Annotated in this window: 19 protein-coding genes; 11 read left to right on the forward strand and 8 right to left on the reverse strand. The window is 69.8% G+C overall.

Annotated features, from left to right (window positions below; all coding sequences use genetic code 11):
* Nucleotides 1-94 precede the first annotated feature (94 nt).
* Nucleotides 95-298 carry a DUF7455 domain-containing protein gene (locus EGT67_RS09350; RefSeq protein WP_127915796.1) on the forward strand — a complete coding sequence of 68 codons (204 nt, stop codon included), beginning with the start codon at nucleotides 95-97 and terminating at the stop codon, nucleotides 296-298.
* Between the two features lie 122 nt (nucleotides 299-420).
* Here the strand turns inward: EGT67_RS09350 and EGT67_RS09355 are convergent, their stop codons facing one another.
* Nucleotides 421-2,157: a DEAD/DEAH box helicase gene (locus EGT67_RS09355; RefSeq protein WP_127915797.1), complete on the reverse strand. Its 1,737-nt coding sequence runs from the start codon at nucleotides 2,155-2,157 to the stop codon at nucleotides 421-423.
* A gap of 272 nt (nucleotides 2,158-2,429) precedes the next feature.
* Here EGT67_RS09355 and EGT67_RS09360 point away from each other — a divergent pair, with 272 nt between their 5' ends.
* Nucleotides 2,430-3,557, forward strand: coding sequence for a YihY/virulence factor BrkB family protein (locus EGT67_RS09360; protein WP_127915798.1), 1,128 nt, complete (start codon nucleotides 2,430-2,432; stop codon nucleotides 3,555-3,557).
* On the opposite strand, the gene EGT67_RS09365 is transcribed toward EGT67_RS09360, so the two are convergent.
* A complete protein-coding gene (locus tag EGT67_RS09365) occupies nucleotides 3,530-3,766 on the reverse strand; it encodes a DUF3039 domain-containing protein (protein ID WP_031939724.1) in 237 nt (78 codons plus the stop codon). The genes EGT67_RS09360 and EGT67_RS09365 overlap by 28 nt on opposite strands.
* Before the next feature lie 59 nt (nucleotides 3,767-3,825).
* Here EGT67_RS09365 and EGT67_RS09370 point away from each other — a divergent pair, with 59 nt between their 5' ends.
* From EGT67_RS09370 to EGT67_RS09380, 3 genes are all read left to right on the forward strand, one after another.
* Nucleotides 3,826-4,182 carry a DUF3099 domain-containing protein gene (locus EGT67_RS09370; RefSeq protein ID WP_127915799.1) on the forward strand — a complete coding sequence of 119 codons (357 nt, stop codon included), beginning with the start codon at nucleotides 3,826-3,828 and terminating at the stop codon, nucleotides 4,180-4,182.
* 47 nt (nucleotides 4,183-4,229) lie between these two features.
* Complete coding sequence (locus EGT67_RS09375; RefSeq protein WP_127915800.1) at nucleotides 4,230-5,708, forward strand: DUF7782 domain-containing protein; 1,479 nt, start codon at nucleotides 4,230-4,232, stop codon at nucleotides 5,706-5,708.
* A 152-nt stretch (nucleotides 5,709-5,860) separates the two neighbouring features.
* Nucleotides 5,861-6,829 (forward strand): sigma-70 family RNA polymerase sigma factor, encoded by a 969-nt coding sequence (locus EGT67_RS09380; protein WP_127915801.1) that lies wholly within the window; start codon nucleotides 5,861-5,863, stop codon nucleotides 6,827-6,829.
* 113 nt (nucleotides 6,830-6,942) lie between these two features.
* Here EGT67_RS09380 and EGT67_RS09385 read toward each other — a convergent pair whose 3' ends face one another.
* Complete coding sequence (locus EGT67_RS09385; protein ID WP_127915802.1) at nucleotides 6,943-9,630, reverse strand: bifunctional acetate--CoA ligase family protein/GNAT family N-acetyltransferase; 2,688 nt, start codon at nucleotides 9,628-9,630, stop codon at nucleotides 6,943-6,945.
* Nucleotides 9,623-10,897, reverse strand: coding sequence for an acetoin utilization protein AcuC (locus EGT67_RS09390; protein WP_127915803.1), 1,275 nt, complete (start codon nucleotides 10,895-10,897; stop codon nucleotides 9,623-9,625). Before EGT67_RS09390 ends, EGT67_RS09385 begins: the two co-directional genes overlap by 8 nt.
* A gap of 151 nt (nucleotides 10,898-11,048) precedes the next feature.
* Here EGT67_RS09390 and EGT67_RS09395 point away from each other — a divergent pair, with 151 nt between their 5' ends.
* Both EGT67_RS09395 and galE read left to right on the forward strand, forming a co-directional pair.
* Entirely contained in the window at nucleotides 11,049-11,735 is a 687-nt protein-coding gene (locus EGT67_RS09395) for an iron-dependent transcriptional repressor DtxR (protein WP_127916058.1), read from the forward strand.
* 40 nt (nucleotides 11,736-11,775) lie between these two features.
* Entirely contained in the window at nucleotides 11,776-12,771 is a 996-nt protein-coding gene (galE, locus tag EGT67_RS09400; protein ID WP_127915804.1) for a UDP-glucose 4-epimerase GalE, read from the forward strand.
* On the opposite strand, the gene EGT67_RS09405 is transcribed toward galE, so the two are convergent.
* From EGT67_RS09405 to EGT67_RS09415, 3 genes are all read right to left on the reverse strand, one after another.
* On the reverse strand, nucleotides 12,751-13,914 hold the full coding sequence (locus EGT67_RS09405) for a DUF4192 domain-containing protein (RefSeq protein WP_127915805.1): 1,164 nt from the start codon (nucleotides 13,912-13,914) through the stop codon (nucleotides 12,751-12,753). The two genes, galE and EGT67_RS09405, sit on opposite strands and share 21 nt — an antisense overlap.
* Before the next feature lie 152 nt (nucleotides 13,915-14,066).
* The gene (locus tag EGT67_RS09410; RefSeq protein ID WP_127915806.1) at nucleotides 14,067-14,762 is read right to left on the reverse strand and encodes a sensor domain-containing protein; all 696 of its coding nucleotides are present in this window, start codon (nucleotides 14,760-14,762) and stop codon (nucleotides 14,067-14,069) included.
* 175 nt (nucleotides 14,763-14,937) lie between these two features.
* Nucleotides 14,938-15,756: a CPBP family intramembrane glutamic endopeptidase gene (locus EGT67_RS09415; RefSeq protein WP_127915807.1), complete on the reverse strand. Its 819-nt coding sequence runs from the start codon at nucleotides 15,754-15,756 to the stop codon at nucleotides 14,938-14,940.
* 212 nt (nucleotides 15,757-15,968) lie between these two features.
* Between EGT67_RS09415 and EGT67_RS09420 the strand changes: the two genes are divergently transcribed.
* Nucleotides 15,969-16,916: a proteasome assembly chaperone family protein gene (locus EGT67_RS09420; protein ID WP_127915808.1), complete on the forward strand. Its 948-nt coding sequence runs from the start codon at nucleotides 15,969-15,971 to the stop codon at nucleotides 16,914-16,916.
* A 179-nt stretch (nucleotides 16,917-17,095) separates the two neighbouring features.
* Nucleotides 17,096-18,133 (forward strand): alpha/beta fold hydrolase, encoded by a 1,038-nt coding sequence (locus tag EGT67_RS09425; RefSeq protein ID WP_127915809.1) that lies wholly within the window; start codon nucleotides 17,096-17,098, stop codon nucleotides 18,131-18,133.
* 2 nt (nucleotides 18,134-18,135) lie between these two features.
* On the opposite strand, the gene EGT67_RS09430 is transcribed toward EGT67_RS09425, so the two are convergent.
* Nucleotides 18,136-18,369 carry a hypothetical protein gene (locus EGT67_RS09430; RefSeq protein ID WP_206612331.1) on the reverse strand — a complete coding sequence of 78 codons (234 nt, stop codon included), beginning with the start codon at nucleotides 18,367-18,369 and terminating at the stop codon, nucleotides 18,136-18,138.
* Between EGT67_RS09430 and EGT67_RS09435 the strand changes: the two genes are divergently transcribed.
* A complete protein-coding gene (locus EGT67_RS09435; protein WP_127915810.1) occupies nucleotides 18,370-18,738 on the forward strand; it encodes a DUF4267 domain-containing protein in 369 nt (122 codons plus the stop codon). It abuts the gene before it with no gap.
* Between the two features lie 141 nt (nucleotides 18,739-18,879).
* A complete protein-coding gene (locus EGT67_RS09440) occupies nucleotides 18,880-21,384 on the forward strand; it encodes a DEAD/DEAH box helicase (RefSeq protein ID WP_127915811.1) in 2,505 nt (834 codons plus the stop codon).

Here is a 21,384-nt window from a genome sequence, read left to right on the forward strand (position 1 = left end):
CGAACGTCTGACAGAGTGGACCTACCGCGTCACCCCCGACGCGGCGGAAGACCCCAGGCAGCGGGTGCGAGCCCGCAGCCAGTTCGGAGGAGTCATGCCCGGAACCCTGACCAGCCCCCCGTTGACCGCTGCCGACCGGTGCGACCGGTGCAGCGCAGGAGCCCGCGTGCGCGCCGTGCTCGCGAGCGGAGGAGAGCTTCTCTTCTGCCAGCATCACGCCAACGAGCATGCCGATCGTCTTCGTGAGATGAACGCGACCATCGTGAGCGATTCGGATTCATCTGCGGCGCCGATCTGACGCGTCAGCCCTCCGGGCGGACTACCGTCCGTCCCCAGTTCCCGAAGCGGGCGACCACCACGGTGGTCGCCCGCTTCGGCGTTTCGAGAGCCCGTCCGAGCGCGTCCGGGCCCCCGACCGGACTACCACTGGCGCAGCATCGCGATGCGATCGGTGAGCTGCTCCACAGTGGCGATCGCGGTGGGCGGGCCGCCGCACTCCCGGCGCAGTTCGCCGTGGATGACCCCGTGCGGCTTGCCGGTCCGGTGGTGGTGCATCGCGACGAGGGAGTTGAGCTCACGTCGCAGGTTCGCCAACTGGCCGGCGGCGGCGACACGCTCGGTCACGATCTGCGGCGCGGGGGCCGGCACCGCCGCGGGCTCGGCGGCCGGCTTGTCGAGCTGCTTCTGCTGTCGCTGCCGCAGCAGCGCCCGCATCTGATCGGCGTCGAGCAGACCGGGAAGCCCGAGATAGTCGGCCTCCTCGTCGGATCCGGAGAACGTCGCGGTGCCGAAGGACGAGCCGTCGTAGATCACCTGGTCGAGTTCGGCGTCGGCGCCCAGCGAGACGAACGCCTTCTCCTCCTCGCCCGGTTCGTCCTTCTGCTTGTTCGCGTCCGCGAGCAGATCGTCGTCGAGACCGTCCTTCTCGCGGTGCGGCTTGCCGAGGATGTGGTCGCGCTGCGCCTCGAGCTGACTCGCGAGGTCCAGGAGGACCGGGACCGACGGCAGGAACACACTCGCCGTCTCGCCCTTCGTCCGCAGACGCACGAAACGCCCGATGGCCTGCGCGAAGAACAGCGGTGTCGAGGCGCTCGTGGCGTAGACGCCGACGGCGAGCCGCGGCACGTCGACGCCCTCGGACACCATGCGCACCGCGACCATCCAGGCCTGGGTGCTGTTGGAGAACTCCGCGATGCGCTTCGACGCGGTCGGGTCGTCGGACAGGATCAGGGCCGGCGCCTCGCCGGTGATCGCCTCGAGCTGCTTGGCGTAGGCGCGGGCCACGGTCTGGTCGGTGGCGATCACCAGCCCGCCCGCATCGGGCATGCCGCCGGAGCGCAACTGCCCGAGGCGGGTGTTCGCCGCCGTGAGCACCGACGGGATCCAGTCGCCCGCGGGGTCCAGGGCGGTGCGCCACGCCCGCGCGGTCTGCTCGGCGCTGAGCGGCTCACCGAGGCGCGCGGCGAACTCCTCGCCCGCGCTGTTGCGCCACCGCGCCTCGCCCGAGTACGCCAGGAACACGACCGGGCGGACGACGCTGTCGGCGAGGGCGTCGGAGTAGCCGTACGTGTGGTCCGCCTTCGAGCGCTGGTGGCCCTCGTTGTCGGGTTCGTACGTCACGAACGGGATCGGGCTGTCGTCGCTGCGGAACGGGGTTCCGGTCAGGGCGAGTCGACGGGTGGCGTCGCCATACGCCTCGCGGATCGCGTCACCCCAGCTCTTCGCGTCGCCGCCGTGGTGGATCTCGTCCAGGATGACGAGCGTGCGGCGGGCCTCGGTGCGGGCCCGGTGCTTGAACGGGTGCGACGCGACCTGGGCGTACGTGACGACGACACCGTGGTAGTCCGACGACGTCTGCCCCGTGGAGTTCGAGAAGTTCGAGTCCAGCGCGATGCCGATCCGCGCCGCCGACTCGGCCCACTGGTGCTTGAGGTGCTCGGTCGGTGCCACGACGGTGACCTGGTCCACCGTGCGGTCCCGCAGCAACTCGGACGCGACCCGGAGCGCGAATGTGGTCTTGCCGGCGCCGGGCGTCGCGACCGCGAGGAAATCCCTCGGCTTGGTCGCCAGGTACTTCGTCAGAGCACGGCGCTGCCACGCTCGGAGGGAGCCGGTGGGAGCAGGTGCACGTTCGACACTTCCGGGTTCAGCGCTCACATCGCACCTCGCCACAGGCTTCGCACAGTTGGTCCCACTCCTTGCTTCGCTGACGGGGCTACCGGCCGCTCGGGTCCGGCACGATGTCCGGCTACGACCCCCGAGGAGCCTAGCGCCCGGGACCGACCGCTTCCGCATCAGCCGCGGACACGCCGGGGCGTCCCGGGCCGTCGCCCGCCCGGGAACGAATCGGCACCGATGGCAGAATCGGTCGCGACACGGCGGCGTCCCACCGCGCGGGACGGCGTGTCGTCAGGAATCCTGGAAGAGCCATGAGTAAGACGTCGACCGTCACCAGAGTCCGCCCGGTACGCCGGTGCGGGCAGGTGATCGGGCGCACCGCGGTGAAGGCGTGGAACGACTCGATCTTCGGGAAGTCGGCCACCGCCGCGTTCTGGCAGACGCTCTCGCTGCCCCCGCTGCTGCTCGGACTGCTCGGCAGTCTCGGCTACGTCGGCGGATGGTTCGGCCCGAACACCGTCGAGATCATCCAGTCGAAGATCATCACGTTCAGCCACACCGCGTTCAGCGAGAACGTCGTCGACCAGATCATCCAGCCGACCGTCTCCGACGTCCTCGGCCGGGGACGCCCGGAGATCGTCTCGGCGGGCTTCCTGCTGTCGCTGTGGGCGGGATCGTCGGCGATCTCGACGTTCGTCGACTCGATCGTCGAGGCGCACGGCCAGAAGGACGCCCGGCACCCCGTGTGGCAGCGGGTGTTCGCACTGCTGCTCTACGTGACCTTCCTCGTCCTCGCCGTGTTCACGCTCCCCCTGGTCGCGCTGGGCCCGACGATGATCGGCCGCGCGCTGCCGGAGTCCTGGCATGCGGTCGGGACCGAGATGGTCGACGCGTTCTACTACCCGGCGGTGGGCCTGCTCCTCATCGTCGGCCTGACCACGCTGTACAAGGCGGCACTCCCGAAGTCGCTGCCGTGGCACCGCCTGCTGGGCGGGGCGCTGGTCGCCGGCGTGTTCTTCATGGCGGCCAGCACGGTTCTGCGGTGGTACCTCAGCTGGGTGACCGGAACCGGATACACCTACGGCGCGCTGGCGACGCCGATCGCCTTCCTGCTGTTCACGTTCTTCCTCGGATTCGCGATCGTGCTCGGCGCCGAGTTCAACGCGACCATCCAGGAGTTCTGGCCGGCCCGGGCGACCCGGATGGAGCAGGTCCGCGACTGGATCGCCGCGCAGGCGGCGGTCGACGCGTCCGAGGACGCCGGGCCGATGACGAATCTCACGCGTCGACTGGCGACCGGACCGATCCGATTCACGTCTGATCGGTCACAGTCCGCCGAGGGCGACGCCGACGAGACGGTGGACGCGTGCGAGTGCGACGCGCCCACCGACGGGGACGAGACCCGGCCGGTTCAGTCGCCCTTGCGCAACCCGTCGTAGACCTTCTTGCACTCCGGGCAGACCGGGGAACCGGGCTTCGCGGACTTCGTGACCGGGAAGACCTCGCCGCACAGGGCGACGACGTGGGTGCCCATCACGGCGCTCTCCGCGATCTTGTTCTTCTTCACATAGTGGAAGAACTTGGGTGTGTCGTCGTCGGTCGTCTCGTCGGTGGTGGTGTCGGGGCGTTCCTTCGTCAAAGTGCTCACAGGTCAATGATGCCGCACTCTCGTGTGCATTTGCCGCCCGAGAGTGCAACAGTGGACGTATGGCAAGAACATCGGGGTTCGGCGAGTCCGCCGAGAGCGGCACACCCCGCAACCCGGCGCTGATCACCGAGGCTGCGCAGTCGATCGAGGATCAGCACCGGGCGCGCGTGAAGAAGTACCTGACGATCATGTCGTTCCGAATCCCGGCACTGATTCTCGCCGCGATCGCATACGGGGCATTCGGTAATCCCTGGATCTCCGTGGGCATCATCGCCCTGTCCATTCCGCTGCCGTGGATCGCGGTGCTCATCGCGAACGATCGACCGCCGCGGTCGAAGGACGAACCGAGCAGGTACGACCACCGCGACGCGGCCCGCGCGCTCGAAGCCCGGCAGCACCGCACCATCGAGGGGTGACCCGCAGGCCCGGGTGACCCGGCGTCGAAGGCTGCAACAATGCTGGGGTGAACCGAGATCTCCTGCTGTCCGTCTGCGGCCCGCTGCGCGAGGCGCTCACCCGCGCCCGGTACGACATCGACTCGATCGTCGATCTTCTCGGCGCCGACGCGCACGCCGCGCTCGGACGGCACGAACCCGTTCCCGCTCGCCGCGCGACCGAGAACGGCGGAGACCTCGGTTGGCTGATCCGCCTGTTCCTGCTGGGCGACGAGTGCCCGGCGACCGACGTCGCGACCGCGCTGAAGCCCCTGCCCCTCGACGACGCCGTCGCCGCGGGCCTGCTGTCGCGCAGCGGCGACACGGTGCGCGCCGAACTCGATCTGCGCCCGCTCGACCTGGGCGCCGGCAACCGCTGGGTGGTGTCGGACCTCGACGGCTCGATGCGCCCGCGCCCCACGGCCGACGATCACGTCATCGGGGTCGGGCAGGCGTCGCTGTCGCTGCTGCGGGGCACCCCCACCCGCCCGGTCGGCACCGTCCTCGACGTCGGCACCGGCTGCGGCATCCAGGCGATCCGCGCCGCCGACTACGCGGGCACGGTCACCGTGACGGACATCAACCCGCGCGCGCTCACGCTGACCGCGGCCACCGCGGCGCTCAACGGACTCGACTTCGAGATCTGCGAGGGTTCGTGGTTCGAACCGGTCGAGGGCCGCCGGTTCGACCAGGTGGTGGCGAATCCGCCGTTCGTCGTCGGCGAGGCCCGTGTCACGCACACCTACCGCGATTCCGGCCTGGACCTGGACGGGGCGAGCGAGCTGATGATCTCGCGGTCCGCCGACTACCTGAATCCCGGCGGGACGGCGGCGCTGCTCGCGTCGTGGCTGCATGTCGACGGCGAGGACTGGCGTCACCGGGTCGCGTCGTGGCTGCCGGCGCACGGCATCGACGCGTGGATCGTCCAGCGCGACGTCGCCGATCCCGCCCTGTACGTCGGGACGTGGCTGCGCGACGGCGGGGCCGATCCGCGCGATCCGGCCGTCGAGGCGCGTGCGCACGCCTGGCTCGATCATCTCGAGGAGGCCGACGTCGAGGGCGTCGGGTTCGGGTTCGTCTACCTGCGCCGGACCGACGCGCCGTCGGACATCCTGTGCGAGGACCTGCGCCACGGCTTCGACGACCCGCTCGGCGACGAGGCCCTCGCGTACTTCGAGCGCCTGGCGTGGCTGCGTGAGCACGACGTGCTGTCGGCGCGGTTCGCGGTGCAGCCCGAGACGGCGCTCGAGCGGGTGTACCTGCCGGGCGAGGACGGCTGGCGTCAGGTCGTGGCGCGGGTGCACCGCGGCAACGGCCCGCAGTGGCAGCACGAGGTCGACGACCTCGCCGCGGCACTGCTCGCGGGAATGCGCGAGGAGGGACTGCCGTTGGAAGAACTCGTCACGCTCCTCGCGTTCGCGCACGACGAGGACGAAGAGGCGCTCGCGGCCACAGCGGTGCCGCTGGTCCATTCACTGGTGCGGCACGGTTTGATCGCACCGGTGTGAGACGCGTTCCCGTCTCGTAGCTTCTCAGGAACTTCTCAGGGGAGCCGACGGGAATCCGCAGGTCACGGACCATCGGGTCGAATTCTCTCGGGAACTTTCCCGGGCTGTCGGAGCGTTGAGGCATATGAGACACCCCGACGAGGAGGCCCGTCATGACAAGCCCCAGCACCACTCGCCCCCGCACCACCGACTCCGATCTGGACGGCCAGAGCCCGGCTGCGGATCTCGTTCGCGTCTACCTGAACGGGATCGGCCGCACAGCCCTGTTGACCGCCGCAGACGAGGTGGATCTGGCGCGGCGGATCGAGGCTGGGCTGTACGCGGCTCACGTGCTGGAGACCAAGAAGCGTCTCTCGGCCGTGAAGAAGCGCGATCTGGCGACGATCGTCCGGGACGGCGAGGCCGCCCGGCGCCATCTCCTCGAGGCCAACCTGCGCCTCGTGGTGTCGCTCGCCAAGCGCTACACGGGCCGCGGGATGCCGCTGCTGGATCTCATCCAGGAGGGCAACCTCGGACTGATCCGCGCGATGGAGAAGTTCGACTACGCGAAGGGCTTCAAGTTCTCGACCTACGCGACGTGGTGGATCCGCCAGGCCATCACCCGCGGCATGGCGGACCAGAGCCGCACGATCCGCCTGCCCGTCCATCTCGTCGAGCAGGTCAACAAGCTGGCCCGGATCAAGCGGGAGCTGCACCAGCAGCTCGGCCGCGAGGCCACCGACGAGGAGCTGTCGCAGGAGTCGGGCATCCCGGCGCACAAGATCGCCGATCTGCTGGACCACAGCCGCGACCCGGTGAGCCTGGACATGCCGGTGGGCAACGACGAGGAGGCCCCGCTCGGCGACTTCATCGAGGACTCCGAGGCGACGTCGGCGGAGAGCGCGGTCATCGCGGGTCTGCTGCACAGCGACGTCCGCAGCGTGCTCGCGACGCTCGACGAGCGCGAGCAGCAGGTGATCCGCCTGCGCTACGGGCTCGACGACGGCCAGCCGCGCACCCTCGACCAGATCGGCAAGCTGTTCGGTCTCTCCCGTGAGCGCGTGCGCCAGATCGAGCGCGAGGTCATGGGCAAGCTCCGTCAGGGCGAGCGCGCAGATCGCCTGCGCGCCTACGCCAGCTGACCGACACCCCCCCCAGCCGCCCGGCCGGGCGCGGGTCCCCTCCCCCTCGGGATCCGCCTCCGGCCGGGCTTTTCACGGTCCCGGGTCCGGGCGATCGAATCAGGGGGTGGTGCTCACCACTCGCGCAGCCGGCGTGGGCCCAGGTCGGCCATGCTCGGTTCGGGTCCGATCCGCACGCGGGCGTCGGTGATCTGCGCCCCCGCCGAGGAGGCGAGGACCGGCTCGCACGCGAGGGAGCGCACCTCCGGTAGGTCGTCTGCGAGTGCCGACACCCGCTGGACGAGGTCGACCAGGGCCTTCTTGTTGACCGGCACCGCGCTGCGGTACCCGGACAGCAGCGGGGCCGCCTTGGGTGCGTCGATCAGTTCGGCCGCCTCGTCCTCGGTCAGCGGCAGCACCCGGTAGGCGCGGTCCCCGAGCAGGTCCGAGATCACCCCGGCCAGGCCGAAGGAGATCAGCGAACCGAACGACGGGTCGTCCTGGACGCCGACGACACAGCCGATGCCCTTGGTCGCCATCTTCTGGACGTGCAGCAGCGGCTCCCCCGACGCCGTCGCCAGGTCCCGGTAGGCGACACGCACCGCGTCGGGCCCGAGGAGGTCGAGTCGCACTCCGCTCAGGTCGGGCCGGTGCCGCCACGACTCGCCCGTCGCCTTCACCGCCACCGGGTAGCCCAGCTCGGTCGCGGCTTCGACCGCCTCGTCCTCGGTGGTCGCGGCGCGGAACTCGACGATGTGGATCCCGTAGCACTCGAGCAGTTGCGCGGCCTCGAAGTCCGAGAGCCAGCGGCCGTTCGACTCACCGAGCCACCCCTCGACCAGTTGCCGCGCCCGGTCCGGATCGATGCCGTTGGGGCGCACCACCTTCGACACCGGGCGGCGACGCCATGCGGCGTACCGCCAGGCCCGCGCGAGGGCCAGCGCCGCGCGCTCGGGCCCGGGGAACGACGGCACCGACCCCCGCGTCGGATGTCCGTCGGGCCCGCGCACCGCCAGGACGTCGGGGATGCCCTCGGTCGCCAGGAAGGTGGTGAGGATCGGTTTGTCGGCGGCGACCACCGCCTCGCGCAGGGCCTGCGCGTACGGCTCGACGGGGACGGCGACGGGCGGCGCGAACACCGCGATCACGGCGTCCACGTCGAACGACGCCAGGGCCGTGGACACCGCGTCGGCGAACACCTCCGGGGTCGCCTGCGCCCCGAGATCCACGGGCTCGCCCACCTGCAGACCCTCGCGGCGGGCCGCGTCGACGGCGAGCACCCCGAGGGCGGTCGAGTTGCCGATCACCGCCACCCGGGGCCCGGCCGGCAGCGGCTGGTACCCGAACAGCATCGCGCAGTCGAACAGCTGCGAGATCGAGCCGACCTGCACGACGCCGGCCTGCTCGAACAGCGCGCGCACGATCGAGTTGTCCATCTCGACCCCGGTCGCGGCGAGCGCGGGTGGCACCGCATGCCGGCCGCTCTTGACGGCGACGATCGGCTTGTTGCGGGCCACGCGGCGGGCGATCCGGGAGAACTTGCGGGGATTGCCGAAGCTCTCCAGGTAGAGCAGCACCACCTCGGTCTCGGGATCGGTGTCCCAGTACTGGAGCAGGTCGTTGCCGGAGACGTCGGCGCGGTTGCCCGCCGAGACGAACGTCGACAGCCCCAGTTTCCGCTTGGCGGCCTGGTCGAGGATCGCGATGCCCAGCGCGCCCGACTGGCAGAAGAAGCCCACCTTGCCGGGTGTGGGCAGCACCGGCGCCAACGTGGCGTTGAGCGACACCGCGACGTCGTTGTTGGCGACGCCGAGCGCATTGGGGCCGATGAGTCGCATCCCGTGGGCTCGGGCCGCGTGGACGAGGCGGCGTTCGGAGTCGCGGCCGTGCGGGCCCGTCTCGCTGAATCCGGCGGACACCACGACCAGCGCCTTGACGCCCTTGGCGAGGCAGTCGTCGAGCACGGCGTCGATGGACTCGGCCGGGACCGCGACCACCGCGAGGTCGACGTCGTCGGGGATGTCGCGGACGGTCGGGTAGGCGCGGACGCCACGGACCGACCGGTGCTCGGCGTTGACCGGGTACACCGGCCCGGAGAAGTTGCCGCGCAGCAGGTTCACCAGCACCGCGTTGCCGACCTTGGAGCTGTCGGTGGAGGCGCCGATCACCGCGACCGAACGCGGGCTGAGCACGTTGCGCACGCTGCGCGCCTCGGCCGCCCGCTCCCGCGAATTCCGAACGGACAGAAGCGCTTCGGTGGGATCGATCGCGAACTCGAGGCGCAGCACGCCACCGTCGAAGCTGCGGCTGACCTGATATCCGGCCTCCCGGAACACCGAGACCATGTTGCGGTTCTCGGCGAGGACCTCGGCGACGAACATGTTCAGCCCGTTCTCGGCGGCCGCGCCGGCGAGGTGCTCGAGCAGGATCGGCCCGAGCCCCCGACCCTGGTGCGCGTCGGCGACGACGAACGCGACCTCCGCCGAGCGGCCGTCGCCGACGTCGAGCAGGCGCTCGTACCGCCCGACGGCGATGATCTCGTCGCCGAGGATCGCCACGAAGGCGACCCGGTTGCGGTGGTCGACGGTGGTGAAGTTGACGATGTCGCGCTTCGACATCGTCGGGTAGGGACCGAAGTAGCGCAGGTACCGGGTGCGCTCGGAGAGCTTGCCGTGGAACGCCACGAGCTTGTCCGCGTCCTCGGGAACGATCGGCCGCAGGTGCACCACCCCGCCGTCGGAGGCGAGCACGTCGGCGAGCCAGTGGCGCGGGAAGTTGCGCGCGCGCTCGAGGTCGGCTTCCTTGGGGCTGCCGTCAGTCACGGGGGTCCTCCGGATCGAGTCCGAGCAGTGGGAACGTGGCACGACGGGTCGCGATGATCGCCGCGTCGATCCGGGTCAGCGCCCGATCCATCGACGCCACCCCGGTCTCCGGCGTGCCACCCGGCCCGTCCCACCGCAGGTACGACGTGTCGCCGCCCTCCCCCATGGTCGTCGGGAGGTCGACGCTCGGGGCGATCGTGTGCGCCTTCTCACGCCAGGATTCGGGTGTCGAGGTGGCGGGGTCGATCTCGCGATCGAGCGCCGTCGCGATCAGGTGCGTCCACGAGCGCGGCACCACCCGCACCAGCCCGTACCCTCCGCCGCCGACGGCGAGCCAGCGGCCTTCCGCGTAGCGGTCCGCAAGGTCCCGCATCGCCAGGTACGCCGCCCGCTGCCCGTCGACGGTGAGCGCGAGGTCCGCCAGCGGGTCCTCGCGATGGTTGTCCGCACCGCACTGGCTGACGACGATCTGCGGCCGGAACGACGCGATCGCGGCGGGCACCACCGCGTGGAATCCCCTCAGCCACAATGCATCGGAGGTGCCCGGGAGCACCGGAAGGTTGATCGCGGTGCCCTCGGCCGCGCCCGAACCAACCTCGCTCGACCATCCGGTGTTCGGCCAGAGCGTCGCCGGATGCTGATGGATCGAAACCGTCAGTACCCGCGGGTCACCGATGAACGCGTGTTGCACGCCGTCGCCGTGGTGGGCGTCGATGTCGATATAGGCGATGCGGTCGAATCCGTTGTCGAGCAACCAGGAGATCGCGATCGCGGCGTCGTTGTAGACGCAGAATCCCGACGCCCAGTCCGCCATGGCGTGGTGCATCCCGCCGCCGATGCTGACGGCGCGTCGCGCCCGACCGGACGCGATCTCCTTGGCGGCGGCGAGCGTGCCGCCGGCGAGGATCGCGCTGGCCTCGTGCATGCGCGGGAACACCGGGTTGTCGTCGGTGCCCAGCCCGTGCCGGGTCTCGATCTCGGGAGGTAGGCCGCCGTCCGGTTCGGAGCCGGCCCGTTTCACCGCGTCGATGTAGGCCGGGGTGTGGATACGGAGCAACTCGGCGTCGGGCGCCGAGTCGGGCCGGATCAGCTCGGCCCCCTCGACGAGCCCGAGCCCACGCGCGAGGTCCATCGTCAGCTCGAGCCGCGTCGGGTTCATCGGGTGTTGCGGACTCCACCGGTAACTGAGGTAGTCCGGGCTCCACACCACCACGCGGTTTGTACCGGAAGCTCGGATGCCCGGGGCGGGACCTGTCGGCGCGGTCATGGACTCAAGTTACTTCCCGCGGCACCCACCGCGCGAGGCGCCGTCGTGGGGCGCCGATCACGCTCCCGATGACCGGAACGCGCGGAAGGCCCGACCGGAACCTGGAATGCGGTTTGCCCGGTAGAATCGCTCCAGACGAAGGGGTGTGAGAGTGAAGGATCTGGTCGACACCACGGAGATGTATCTCCGGACGATCTACGACTTGGAAGAAGAGGGCGTTGTCCCGCTCCGCGCACGAATCGCCGAACGGCTGGATCAGAGCGGGCCGACGGTGAGCCAGACGGTTGCTCGCATGGAACGTGACGGGCTGCTGCAGGTGGCCGGCGATCGCCATCTGGAGCTCACAGAGAAGGGCCGCAGCCTCGCGGTCTCGGTGATGCGCAAGCATCGCCTCGCCGAGCGGTTGCTCGTCGACATCATCGGGCTCGACTGGGACCAGGTGCACGCCGAGGCGTGCCGCTGGGAGCACGTGATGAGCGAGGACGTCGAGCGACGCCTCGTCGAGGTGCTCAACAATCCCACGACGTCCCCGTACGGAAACCCCATCCCGGGTCTCGCCGAGCTGGGCCTCGATCGGCCCTCCGCCAACGCGGAATCGCTGATCCGGCTCACCGACGTTCCCGCGGGCAAGCCGACGGCCGTCGTCGTTCGCCGACTCGCCGAGCACGTGCAGTCGGACCCCGAGCTGATCGGCCAGCTTCGCGAGGCAGGCGTGGTCCCCGACGCTCGGGTTACAGTCGAGACCCGGCCCGGATCGGTGACGATCACCGTATCCGGCCACGACGAATTCGAACTTCCCGAGGAAATGGCCCACGCCGTCCAGGTGAAGCAGGTCTGACGCCTCGCTCCGCCGGATCCGGCGGGTGAGGAGACAAGCGGTGAGACTTCTGGTTACCGGCGGCGCCGGCTACGTGGGCAGCGTGTGCAGCACTGTCCTGCTCGAGCGCGGCCACGAGGTCGTCGTCGTCGACGACCTGTCGACCGGTAACGCCGATGCGGTGCCCACGGGTGCCGAGTTCATCGAGGGTGACATCGCGGCCGTCGCCGGATCCGTACTCGGGTCCGGCGACGGCGCACCGCGTTTCGACGGTGTGCTGCACTTCGCGGCGCAATCGCTCGTCGGCGAGTCGGTGGAGAAGCCGGAGCAGTACTGGCAGGGCAACGTGGTCACCACGCTGGCACTGCTCGAGGCCATGCGGCTGTCCGGTACACCGCGCCTGGTGTTCTCGTCGACGGCCGCGACCTACGGTGAGCCCGAGCGGACTCCGATCACCGAGGACGATCCGACCCGGCCCACCAACCCGTACGGCGCCACCAAGCTGGCGATCGACCACGCGATCACGTCCTACGCCAACGCGCACTCGCTGGCGGCAACGAGCCTGCGCTACTTCAACGTCGCGGGCGCGTACAAGGGCGCCGGTGAGAACCGTGTCGTGGAAACCCATCTCATCCCCCTCGTGCTCCAGGTCGCGCTGGGCCAGCGCGAGAAGATCTCGGTGTTCGGTACCGACTGGCCGACCAAGGACGGCACCGCGGTCCGGGACTACATCCACGTGCTCGATCTCGCCGAGGCCCATCTGCTCGCGCTGGAGTCGTCCGAGCCGGGCCGCCACAAGATCTACAACCTGGGCAGTGGCGCCGGATTCACTGTCCGTGAGGTCATTTCGGCGTGCGAGCGGGTGACGGGGCTACCGATCGCCGCCGAGGACGCGCCCCGGCGCGCGGGCGATCCCGCCGTCCTCATCGCGTCCAGCGAGCGTGCGATCGCCGAGATGGGTTGGCGCCCCGCGCACACCGATCTCGACGAGATCGTCGCCGACGCCTGGACGTACCTGCAGGCGCTGGGCGACCGCTCACACGCCGCCAAGCGGTAGCGGCCCGAGCCGAGGTAGCTGCACCCCGAGGTCCTGCGCGATCCGATAGCCGACCGCCGCGAGGTCTCGGAGTGCGGCGGGCCGCACCCCCGCCTGAAGTGCATCGTCGAGCAGGCCCGCCAGCCGGTGACACGGATCGGCGACGAGCGCGGCGCACAGCGCGACGCCGGCCATGGGTCCGTCGCCGCGCAGGTACGCGCTGTACCCGAACAGTGCGAGCGGCTCGGCGCGTTCGGGGTCGGGCAGCGTCCGGGCCAGGTGCACCCACATCTGCTCCGCCGCGGCCGCCTGCGCCCCCGCCGACAGCGCGAGGAGCGAGTCCCGGACGGTGAGGGTCTCGAGTGCGAGGGCGAGTTCGGCACACTCCTCCGCGGCGATCTCGTCGCCCGAGTCGTGCTGCGCGATCCGGGTGAGCACGTATTCGAGACCCTCGCGGTCGGACCGGTGCGGGTCGGCGGCCGTGCCGGTGAGCGCGGAGCCGCACGTGCGGTCTTCGCGCGCGGTGTCGATCAGGTCGGCGATCCGCTCCTGCACCTCCTGCGAGACGGGATCGAGCACCGTCTCGAGTTCCTCCCGGGAGCCGCGGATCGCCCGCCCTTCGAGGACCTGGGCCGCCGCGACCGCGGATGCCGTGGGGTCCGGAAGGACCCCACGATTCGGGCCGGTGAGGTCCTGCCACGGCGCCCCGGCCTCGATCCGCGAGCACACGTGCACCGCGGACAGATCGATTCCACTGTGGTGCAACAATTCCCGAAACGCCTCGGCGACGGCCACGTGTCCGACGAGATCCGCGGCGCGGGCGCGGGACGGGATCCGGTCGTCGACGATGACGACCAGCATCCGATCGGCCCCCTCCCGCACAGCGACCGCGGCGAACTGCTCGAGGACCAGCTCCATCACCGCGCCGGCCCGGCCGGGCTCGTCGAGGACCAGGTCGTGCCGCATCACGGCCCCGACACTCGTCCCGCTCAGGCAGATCGCCACGAGGGAACGCCGGGGGTGGAACCCGAGCAACGCCGGCACTGCACTGATCAGTGAGCCCGGGTCGGATATGCGCACCGCGCAGCCGGTGCCGAATCCCGGGCCGGCCCGGTGCGGGTCCGAGGGAGTGTGCGAATCGTGCGAGAAGGCTGATGTCGTCATGCGTCGACCCTCCCGCGCGCGCCGGCCGCCGATCCCCGCCCGACCTGGGATTTCCGCGGACCTGTGGATGGCACCGACGACTGTGCACAACCCGGGCGGGCGCCCCCTTCCGGCAGGGGCCGGTGTCGGAGCCGCCTGCTAGGTTCGCCGCCTCATTCCGTCCGCACCTTCTCGACCGCCGACGCGAAGAGGGTGCCGAGGAGTTCGGGGTCCGTGATGTCCCCGAACGACATCGCCGTGGCCTGCACCCGCACCCCGTCGATCTGGGCGATGAGCGTCACCATCGACTGCGTGACGGCCTGCTCCGCCTGGCCCGACATCACCGTTCGCTGCAGTGCGAGCGTCTCGTCGACGTCGAGTCGTGGCGGCGGGGTGAGGGTGGTTCGCACGACGGCTTCGACACCGTTCCGGGTGGCCGTCACCTCGGGGCAGTCGACGATCTGCGCCCCGAACTCCGACAGCGGGGTGTCCACGCGGATCAGTTCGATCGTGATCGTCGATCGGTTCTCGTTGTCGGTCCCCACCACCATCGCGGTGCCGTCCGGTCCGTAGTCCTGGGTGGGCGGCTTGCATCCCGCGGGGTCGACCCTCGCGCCCGGCGCGATCCCGGTCAGATCGGGTGCGGCCTGCGACACCGCCTGCGGGGGAAGGACCACCGCCGGATACCGCGGGGGAAACACGGACGGCTCGAGAAGCATCTCCCCGAGAGTCCGTGGGCCGGAGGGCCGGCCGTCGACCGCGTGGGCGGCGCCGTCGATCTCCGAGGAACATCCGACGGCGAACGTACCAGCGCCGAGCAGCATCGAACCGAACACCAGGCTGGGTGCGACGCGCGCCCGCAGCGACATAGCCGGACCTCCTGCCGTTCGATCGTTCCGATCCACCGGACAGCGTGACACACCCGACCCGGGATACGTCCGGAACCGGCACAGGGAAGTGTGCCGGCACGGCATGTTTCCTTCGCCCACACGCGTTGTCGCGGCGCCGATCCCGAACCGCCGCGCACCGCGCCGGGACTACCGCCTACTCGTGGGACGCGACCGTGTCGTCGCCGGCGGTGCGGGACGGTTCGATACCGCGCCGCTTGACGAGCAGGACGACGGCGAGCACCGGGTAGGCCAGGATCGGCGCGAGGGCGCCCGCGTAGAACGTTTGGTCCAGCAGGATGGAGGTGCTGCTGAGCAGCGCGAAGTCGAACAGGCCGTGGAGGACGGAGTTGACGGCGTTGCTGCCGGCGACTCTGCGGGTGAGGTAGAAGAAGTAGCCGGCGAGGCTGACGATGATCGCCTGCGGGATGGCGGACGCTCCCCCGTGCCCGAACACGTTCGACAGATGGACCACCCCGAAGACCAGGCTGGACCACAGAGCGACCTGGCCTTCGCGGAGGCCGTGCTGACGCAGCAGCGTCACGCTGATGCCGCGGAACATGCCCTCCTCGCCCCAGCCGACGAACTGGGTGGCGACGAGCAGTGCGACGACGAACAGCCAACCCTTGTCCGCGAGCGCGCCGTAGTCGATGCCCACCAGGATCGCGACGAGGAGGACCGCGGGCACCACCCACACCCAGCGGTTGACCGGCCGGTCGTCCCTGATCACGGGACGCCACCAGCCCAGAGCCGCGACGACGCCATACGTGAAGACGAGGGCCAGCCCGAGCGGGATCACCATGGTGAAGACCACCCCCCGGGTGGTCAGGATGTCGCTCTCGTCGGCCCAGCCCGAGACGAGGCGGCCGCCGAACTGGATGATCGCCAGATACACGACGACCACCACGGCGAAGGCGAGATACGACAACCGGCGGCCGGTCGTGCAGGGCGAGTCCCCGGGTGTCTGCGTGTTCATTGCGCGAGCCTAGAACCGGGCGGGGCGATTTCGCGCGACGAACACATCGGGAGCTCTCGGGAATCGACGGGCGCCACCGGGTGTTGGAGTTCCCAGGACGTCGTTCAATGATCTTGGTCGGCGCCCTATGGACGTGTCCGCTCCTCCCATTTCGGTCCCCGGGAGGTGGTGAGGGACACTGGAAGCAGACGTTCGAAGGAAAAGGAGCCGTCATGGACGAGCAGTCGAAGATGTACGAGCTGGAGTTCCCGGCACCGCATCTGTCCTCCGCCGACGGCCTGGGCCCGGTTCTGGTTCACGGCCTCGAGGGATTCTCCGACGCCGGGCACGCCGTGAAGCTGGCCACCAAGCACCTGCGCGAGAGCCTCGAGACCGAGCTCGTCGCCTCGTTCGCCGTCGACGAACTGATCGACTACCGGTCGCGTCGACCCACGATGACCTTCAAGGCGGACCACTTCTCCGACTTCGAGGCCCCGGAGCTCAACCTGTACGCCGTTCGCGACACCGCCGGGACCCCGTTCCTGCTCCTCGCCGGCATGGAACCGGATCTGCGCTGGGAGCGGTTCACCACCGCGGTGCGGCTGCTCGCCGAGCAGTTGGGGGTGCGCCGGACCGTCGGGATCAACGCCATTCCGATGGCGATTCCCCACACCCGCCCGCTGAGCGTGACCGCGCACTCCACCAACAAGGAATTGATCAAGGACCACCACCGCTGGTCGGGTGAGCTCCAGGTTCCGGGGAGCGCGTCGTCGCTCCTGGAACTGCGGATGAGCCAGCACGGCCACGAGTCGGTGGGATTCTCCGTGCACGTCCCGCACTACCTGGCGCAGACCGACTATCCCGCTGCCGCGGAGACGCTGCTCGAGAACGTCATGGAGATCGCCGATCTCGAGCTGCCGCTGGCCGCGCTCGGCGAGGCGTCCGCGCGCGTGCGCGAGCAGATCGACGAGCACATCGCGGCGAACGAGGAGGTTCAGGCCGTGGTCAGCGCGCTCGAGAACCAGTACGACTCGTACGTCGCCGCGCAGGAACAGCAGGCGACGCTGCTCGCCACCGACGACGATCTGCCGAGCGGCGAGGAACTGGGCGCGGAGTTCGAGCGGTTCCTGGCCGAGCAGGCACAGCTCGACGAGGACCGCGGGGACGAAAAGGACGAATGAGTTCGTCGATCGACCGGTCATTTGGTCGCCTGTCCAGGTATGGTCGACGGCGAAACCCATCCGTTATCCGACGTCATGCACACGACAAGTAGGACACCTACTCTCGGTACACGGATATACTCGGACGATCGATATCTGAGCGCTGCTCACCTGGCTGAGCAGCGGCTTCAGGAGGCGATATGAGCGACTCTCGCACGCGCATGCTCCGCCCGGTGCCCGACACCGAGCCGCGGCTAGCATTCCGCACCATCCACGGATACCGGCGCGCGTTCCGCATCGCCGGCGAGGGGCCCGCGGTCCTCCTGCTGCACGGTATCGGCGACAACTCGTCGACCTGGAGCGAGATCATCCCGCACCTGGCGCAGAACTACACGGTCGTCGCGCCCGATCTCCTGGGCCACGGCCGCTCCGACAAGCCCCGGGCCGACTACTCGGTGGCCGCGTACGCGAACGGGATGCGCGATCTGCTGTCGGTGCTGGGCATCGACAAGGTCACAGTGGTCGGGCACTCGCTCGGCGGCGGCGTCGCGATGCAGTTCGCGTACCAGTTCCCGCACATGGTCGAGCGTCTGGTGCTGGTGTCGGCGGGCGGCGTGACGAGGGACGTGCACCCGCTGCTGCGACTGATCTCGATGCCCGTGGTGAACGAGGCCCTCAAGCTGCTCCGGATTCCCGGCGCGATGACGGCGGTCCGCGCGGTCGGCGAGGTGATCTCGAGTGTCCACGGCTCGCCGCTGCGGCCCGGCACGATGCTGCACGACACCCCCGACCTGGTCCGGGTCCTCGGCGAGCTGCCCGACCCCACCGCGTACGAGGCGTATCTGCGGACGCTGCGATCCGTCGTCGACTGGCGCGGGCAGGTGGTGACGATGCTCGACCGCTGCTATCTCACCGAGAACCTCCCGGTGCAGCTCATCTGGGGTGAACGCGACTCGGTGATCCCCGTCAGCCACGCCCGCCTCGCGCATTCGGCGATGCCGGGCTCGCACCTCGAGATCTTCGAGGACGCCGGCCACTTCCCGTTCCGGGACGACCCGCTCCGCTTCCTCAGTGTCGTCGAGAACTTCCTCACGACGACCACCCCACTCGAGTTCGACGAAGGCCGCTGGCGCAACCTGCTGATGAACGGCGTCGGAGAGGGCGCCATCACGGGCGGACCCGAGACCCGAATGGCGGTGCTCGACGCGATGGGTTCCGACGAGCGCAGCGCCACCTGAGCTCAGCCGAACAGCTCCGCCAGCACCGCGACGCGTCGGGGCGCGTTGTCGGGCGAGAGGCGCCGGCCGCGGGACAGCACGCACATCCCGTGCAGCGCACTCCAGAAGACCTCGGCCTGGGTCTCGACGTCCCGAGTGGGCGCCGCCCCGACCGCTGACACCAGCACCGCAAAGGCCTCGCGCAGCTCCGGCGGCGTCGAGTCGTCCGCGAACCACGTCTGCCGAAAGGAGGTCACATGCTCTCGTGGATCGGACTCGTCATCAGCTGGATCGGCGCGCTCGGGATCATCGGGATCGGCGTCGCCTACCTCGCCAAGAACGAAGGAAACGCCGCGGGGTTCGGCCTGCCCACCAGCCCCGCACCCGAGGCACGCGGCTGGTGGCAGGTCAAGGGAATCCGGGACGTCGCCGCGGGCATGCTGGTGATCGTCTTCAGCTTCGCCGCGCGTGACCAGCTCGCCCTGCTGATCCTGATACTGGCCGTCATCCCCGTCGGCGACATGCTCATCATCCTCGGCAACAAGGGAAACCGTAAGGCCGCGTACGGAATCCACGGAACCACCGCGCTCGCGATGATCCTCGCCGGCATCCTGCTCACCGTGTGACAACTTCGCCGACCAGAGCAGGAGATCGCAATGATCGACATGACGAATCCCGGACACGCAGTGTCCGTGCCATCGACCGCAACGCGACGCTTCCACACTGACCTGGTGCAGGGCCCGTCCGGCGACCGATAGCCTGTATCGATGCTCCTCACAGACCTCGTGCCCGCCAGCCCCGACGCCGACGCCCTGTTCGACGCCTTCACGTCGTGGACGAGCGAACGCGGCCTGCAGCTGTATCCGGCGCAGGAAGAGGCGCTCATGGAGCTGGTCTCCGGGGCGAACGTCATCCTGGCCACCCCCACCGGCTCCGGCAAGTCGATGGTGGCGCTCGGTGCGCATTTCTTCGCGCTCGCCGAGGGACGGCGCACGTTCTACACCGCGCCCATCAAGGCGCTGGTCAGCGAGAAGTTCTTCGCGCTGTGCGAGGTGTTCGGCGCCGACAACGTCGGGATGATGACCGGAGACGCGTCGGTGAACTCGTCGGCGCCGATCATCTGCGCGACCGCCGAGATCGTCGCGAATCTGGCTCTGCGCGAGGGCGCGGGCTCCGACATCGGCCAGGTCGTGATGGACGAGTTCCACTTCTACTCCGAGCCGGATCGAGGCTGGGCGTGGCAGGTGCCGCTGATCGAGTTGCCGCAGGCCCAGTTCCTGCTGATGTCGGCGACGCTCGGCGACGTCACGCACCTGCGTGACGACCTCACCCGCCGGACCGGACGCCCGACGACGGAGGTGTCAGGCTCCGAACGTCCTGTACCGCTGCACTTCTCGTACTCGCAGACCCCGATCGGCGAGGAGATCGAGGAGCTCGTCACCACGCACCAGGCGCCGGTGTACGTCGTGCACTTCACCCAGGCGGCCGCGCTCGAGCGCGCGCAGGCGCTGACGAGTGTCAACCTGTGCAGCCGCGCCGAGAAGGACGCGATCGCCGAGGCGATCGGGGCGTTCCGGTTCACCACGGGCTTCGGAAAGACGTTGTCGCGTCTGGTCCGTCACGGCATCGGCGTCCATCACGCCGGCATGCTGCCCAAGTACCGCCGGCTCATCGAACGCCTGGCGCAGGACGGCCTGCTCAAGGTCATCTGCGGCACCGACACGCTCGGCGTCGGCATCAACGTGCCGATCCGCACGGTGCTGCTGACGGGCCTGACGAAGTTCGACGGCACCCGCACCCGGCAGTTGCGGGCGCGGGAGTTCCACCAGATCGCCGGGCGCGCGGGCCGGGCCGGCTACGACACGATGGGCACGGTCGTGGTGCAGGCGCCCGAGCACGAGATCGAGAACGTGCGGGCGCTGGCGAAGGCGGGCGACGACCCGAAGAAGCGTCGGAAGGTGCAGCGCAAGAAGGCGCCCGAGGGGTTCGTGTCGTGGGGTGAGGGCACGTTCGACAAGCTGATCGTGGCGTCTCCCGAGCCGCTCGTCTCCCGGTTCTCGGTGAGCAACTCGATGCTGCTCAACGTGATCGCCCGCCCCGGCAACTGCTTCCAGGCCATGCGGCATCTGCTCGAGGACAACCACGAGCCGCGCCCGGCGCAGCGCCGGCACATCCTCAAGGCGATCCGGCTCTACCGGGGCCTGCTGCAGGCGGGCATCGTGCAGCAACTCGACGAGCCCGACGAGTACGGCCGCATGGCCCGGCTGACGGTGGACCTGCAGCGCGACTTCGCGCTCAATCAGCCGCTGTCGCCGTTCGCGCTCGCCTCGCTGGAACTGCTCGATCCCGAATCCCCCAGCTACGCACTCGACGTCGTGTCGATCATCGAGTCGACGCTCGACGATCCGCGGCAGATCCTCATGGCGCAGCAGCACGCGGCGCGCGGCGAGGCGGTGGCCGAGATGAAGGCGGACGGCATCGAGTACGAGGAGCGGATGGAGCTTCTCGAGGAGATCACGTGGCCGAAGCCGCTGGCGGACATCCTCTTCCCGGCGTTCGAGACGTACCGTGCCGGGCATCCGTGGATGAGCGAGTTCGCCCTCTCCCCCAAGTCCGTGGTCCGCGACATGGTGGAGCGGTCGATGACGTTCGCCGAACTCGTCAGCCACTACGGCCTCGCCCGCTCCGAGGGCCTGGTGCTGCGCTACCTCGCGGACGCGTATCGCGCACTGCGGCAGACGGTTCCGGCAGAGGCCCGGACCGAGGAACTCGAGGATCTCACCGAATGGCTGGGTGAGCTGATCCGCCAGGTGGATTCGAGCCTGCTCGACGAGTGGGAGCAGCTCACCAACCCGGGCGCCGAGTCCGACGACCAGCAGGTCGCGTTCGGCGCCGACACGCCGCGGCCGATCACCGCGAACACCCGCGCCTTCAAGGTGATGGTCCGCAACGCGATGTTCCGCCGCGTCGAGTTGGCGTCCCGGCAGCGGTGGGACGACCTCGCCGAACTCGGTGACGGCCTCGACGCCGACGACTGGGCCGACCTCCTGGAGCTGTACTTCGACGAGTACGACGAGATCGGGACCGGCCCGTCCGCCCGCGGCCCGCTGCTGTTCCAGGTCACCGTGGAGCCGACGCTGTGGCGCGTCCGACAGGTCCTCGAGGACCCGAACGGCGACCACGGCTGGGCGCTGCTCGGCGAGGTCAACCTCGCCGAATCCGACGCGGCCGGCGAGGTGGTGTTCGACGAGTTCGAGGTGGCCGAGGGCTGA

Source organism: Prescottella agglutinans (assembly GCF_004011865.1).
Taxonomy (GTDB): domain Bacteria; phylum Actinomycetota; class Actinomycetes; order Mycobacteriales; family Mycobacteriaceae; genus Prescottella; species Prescottella agglutinans.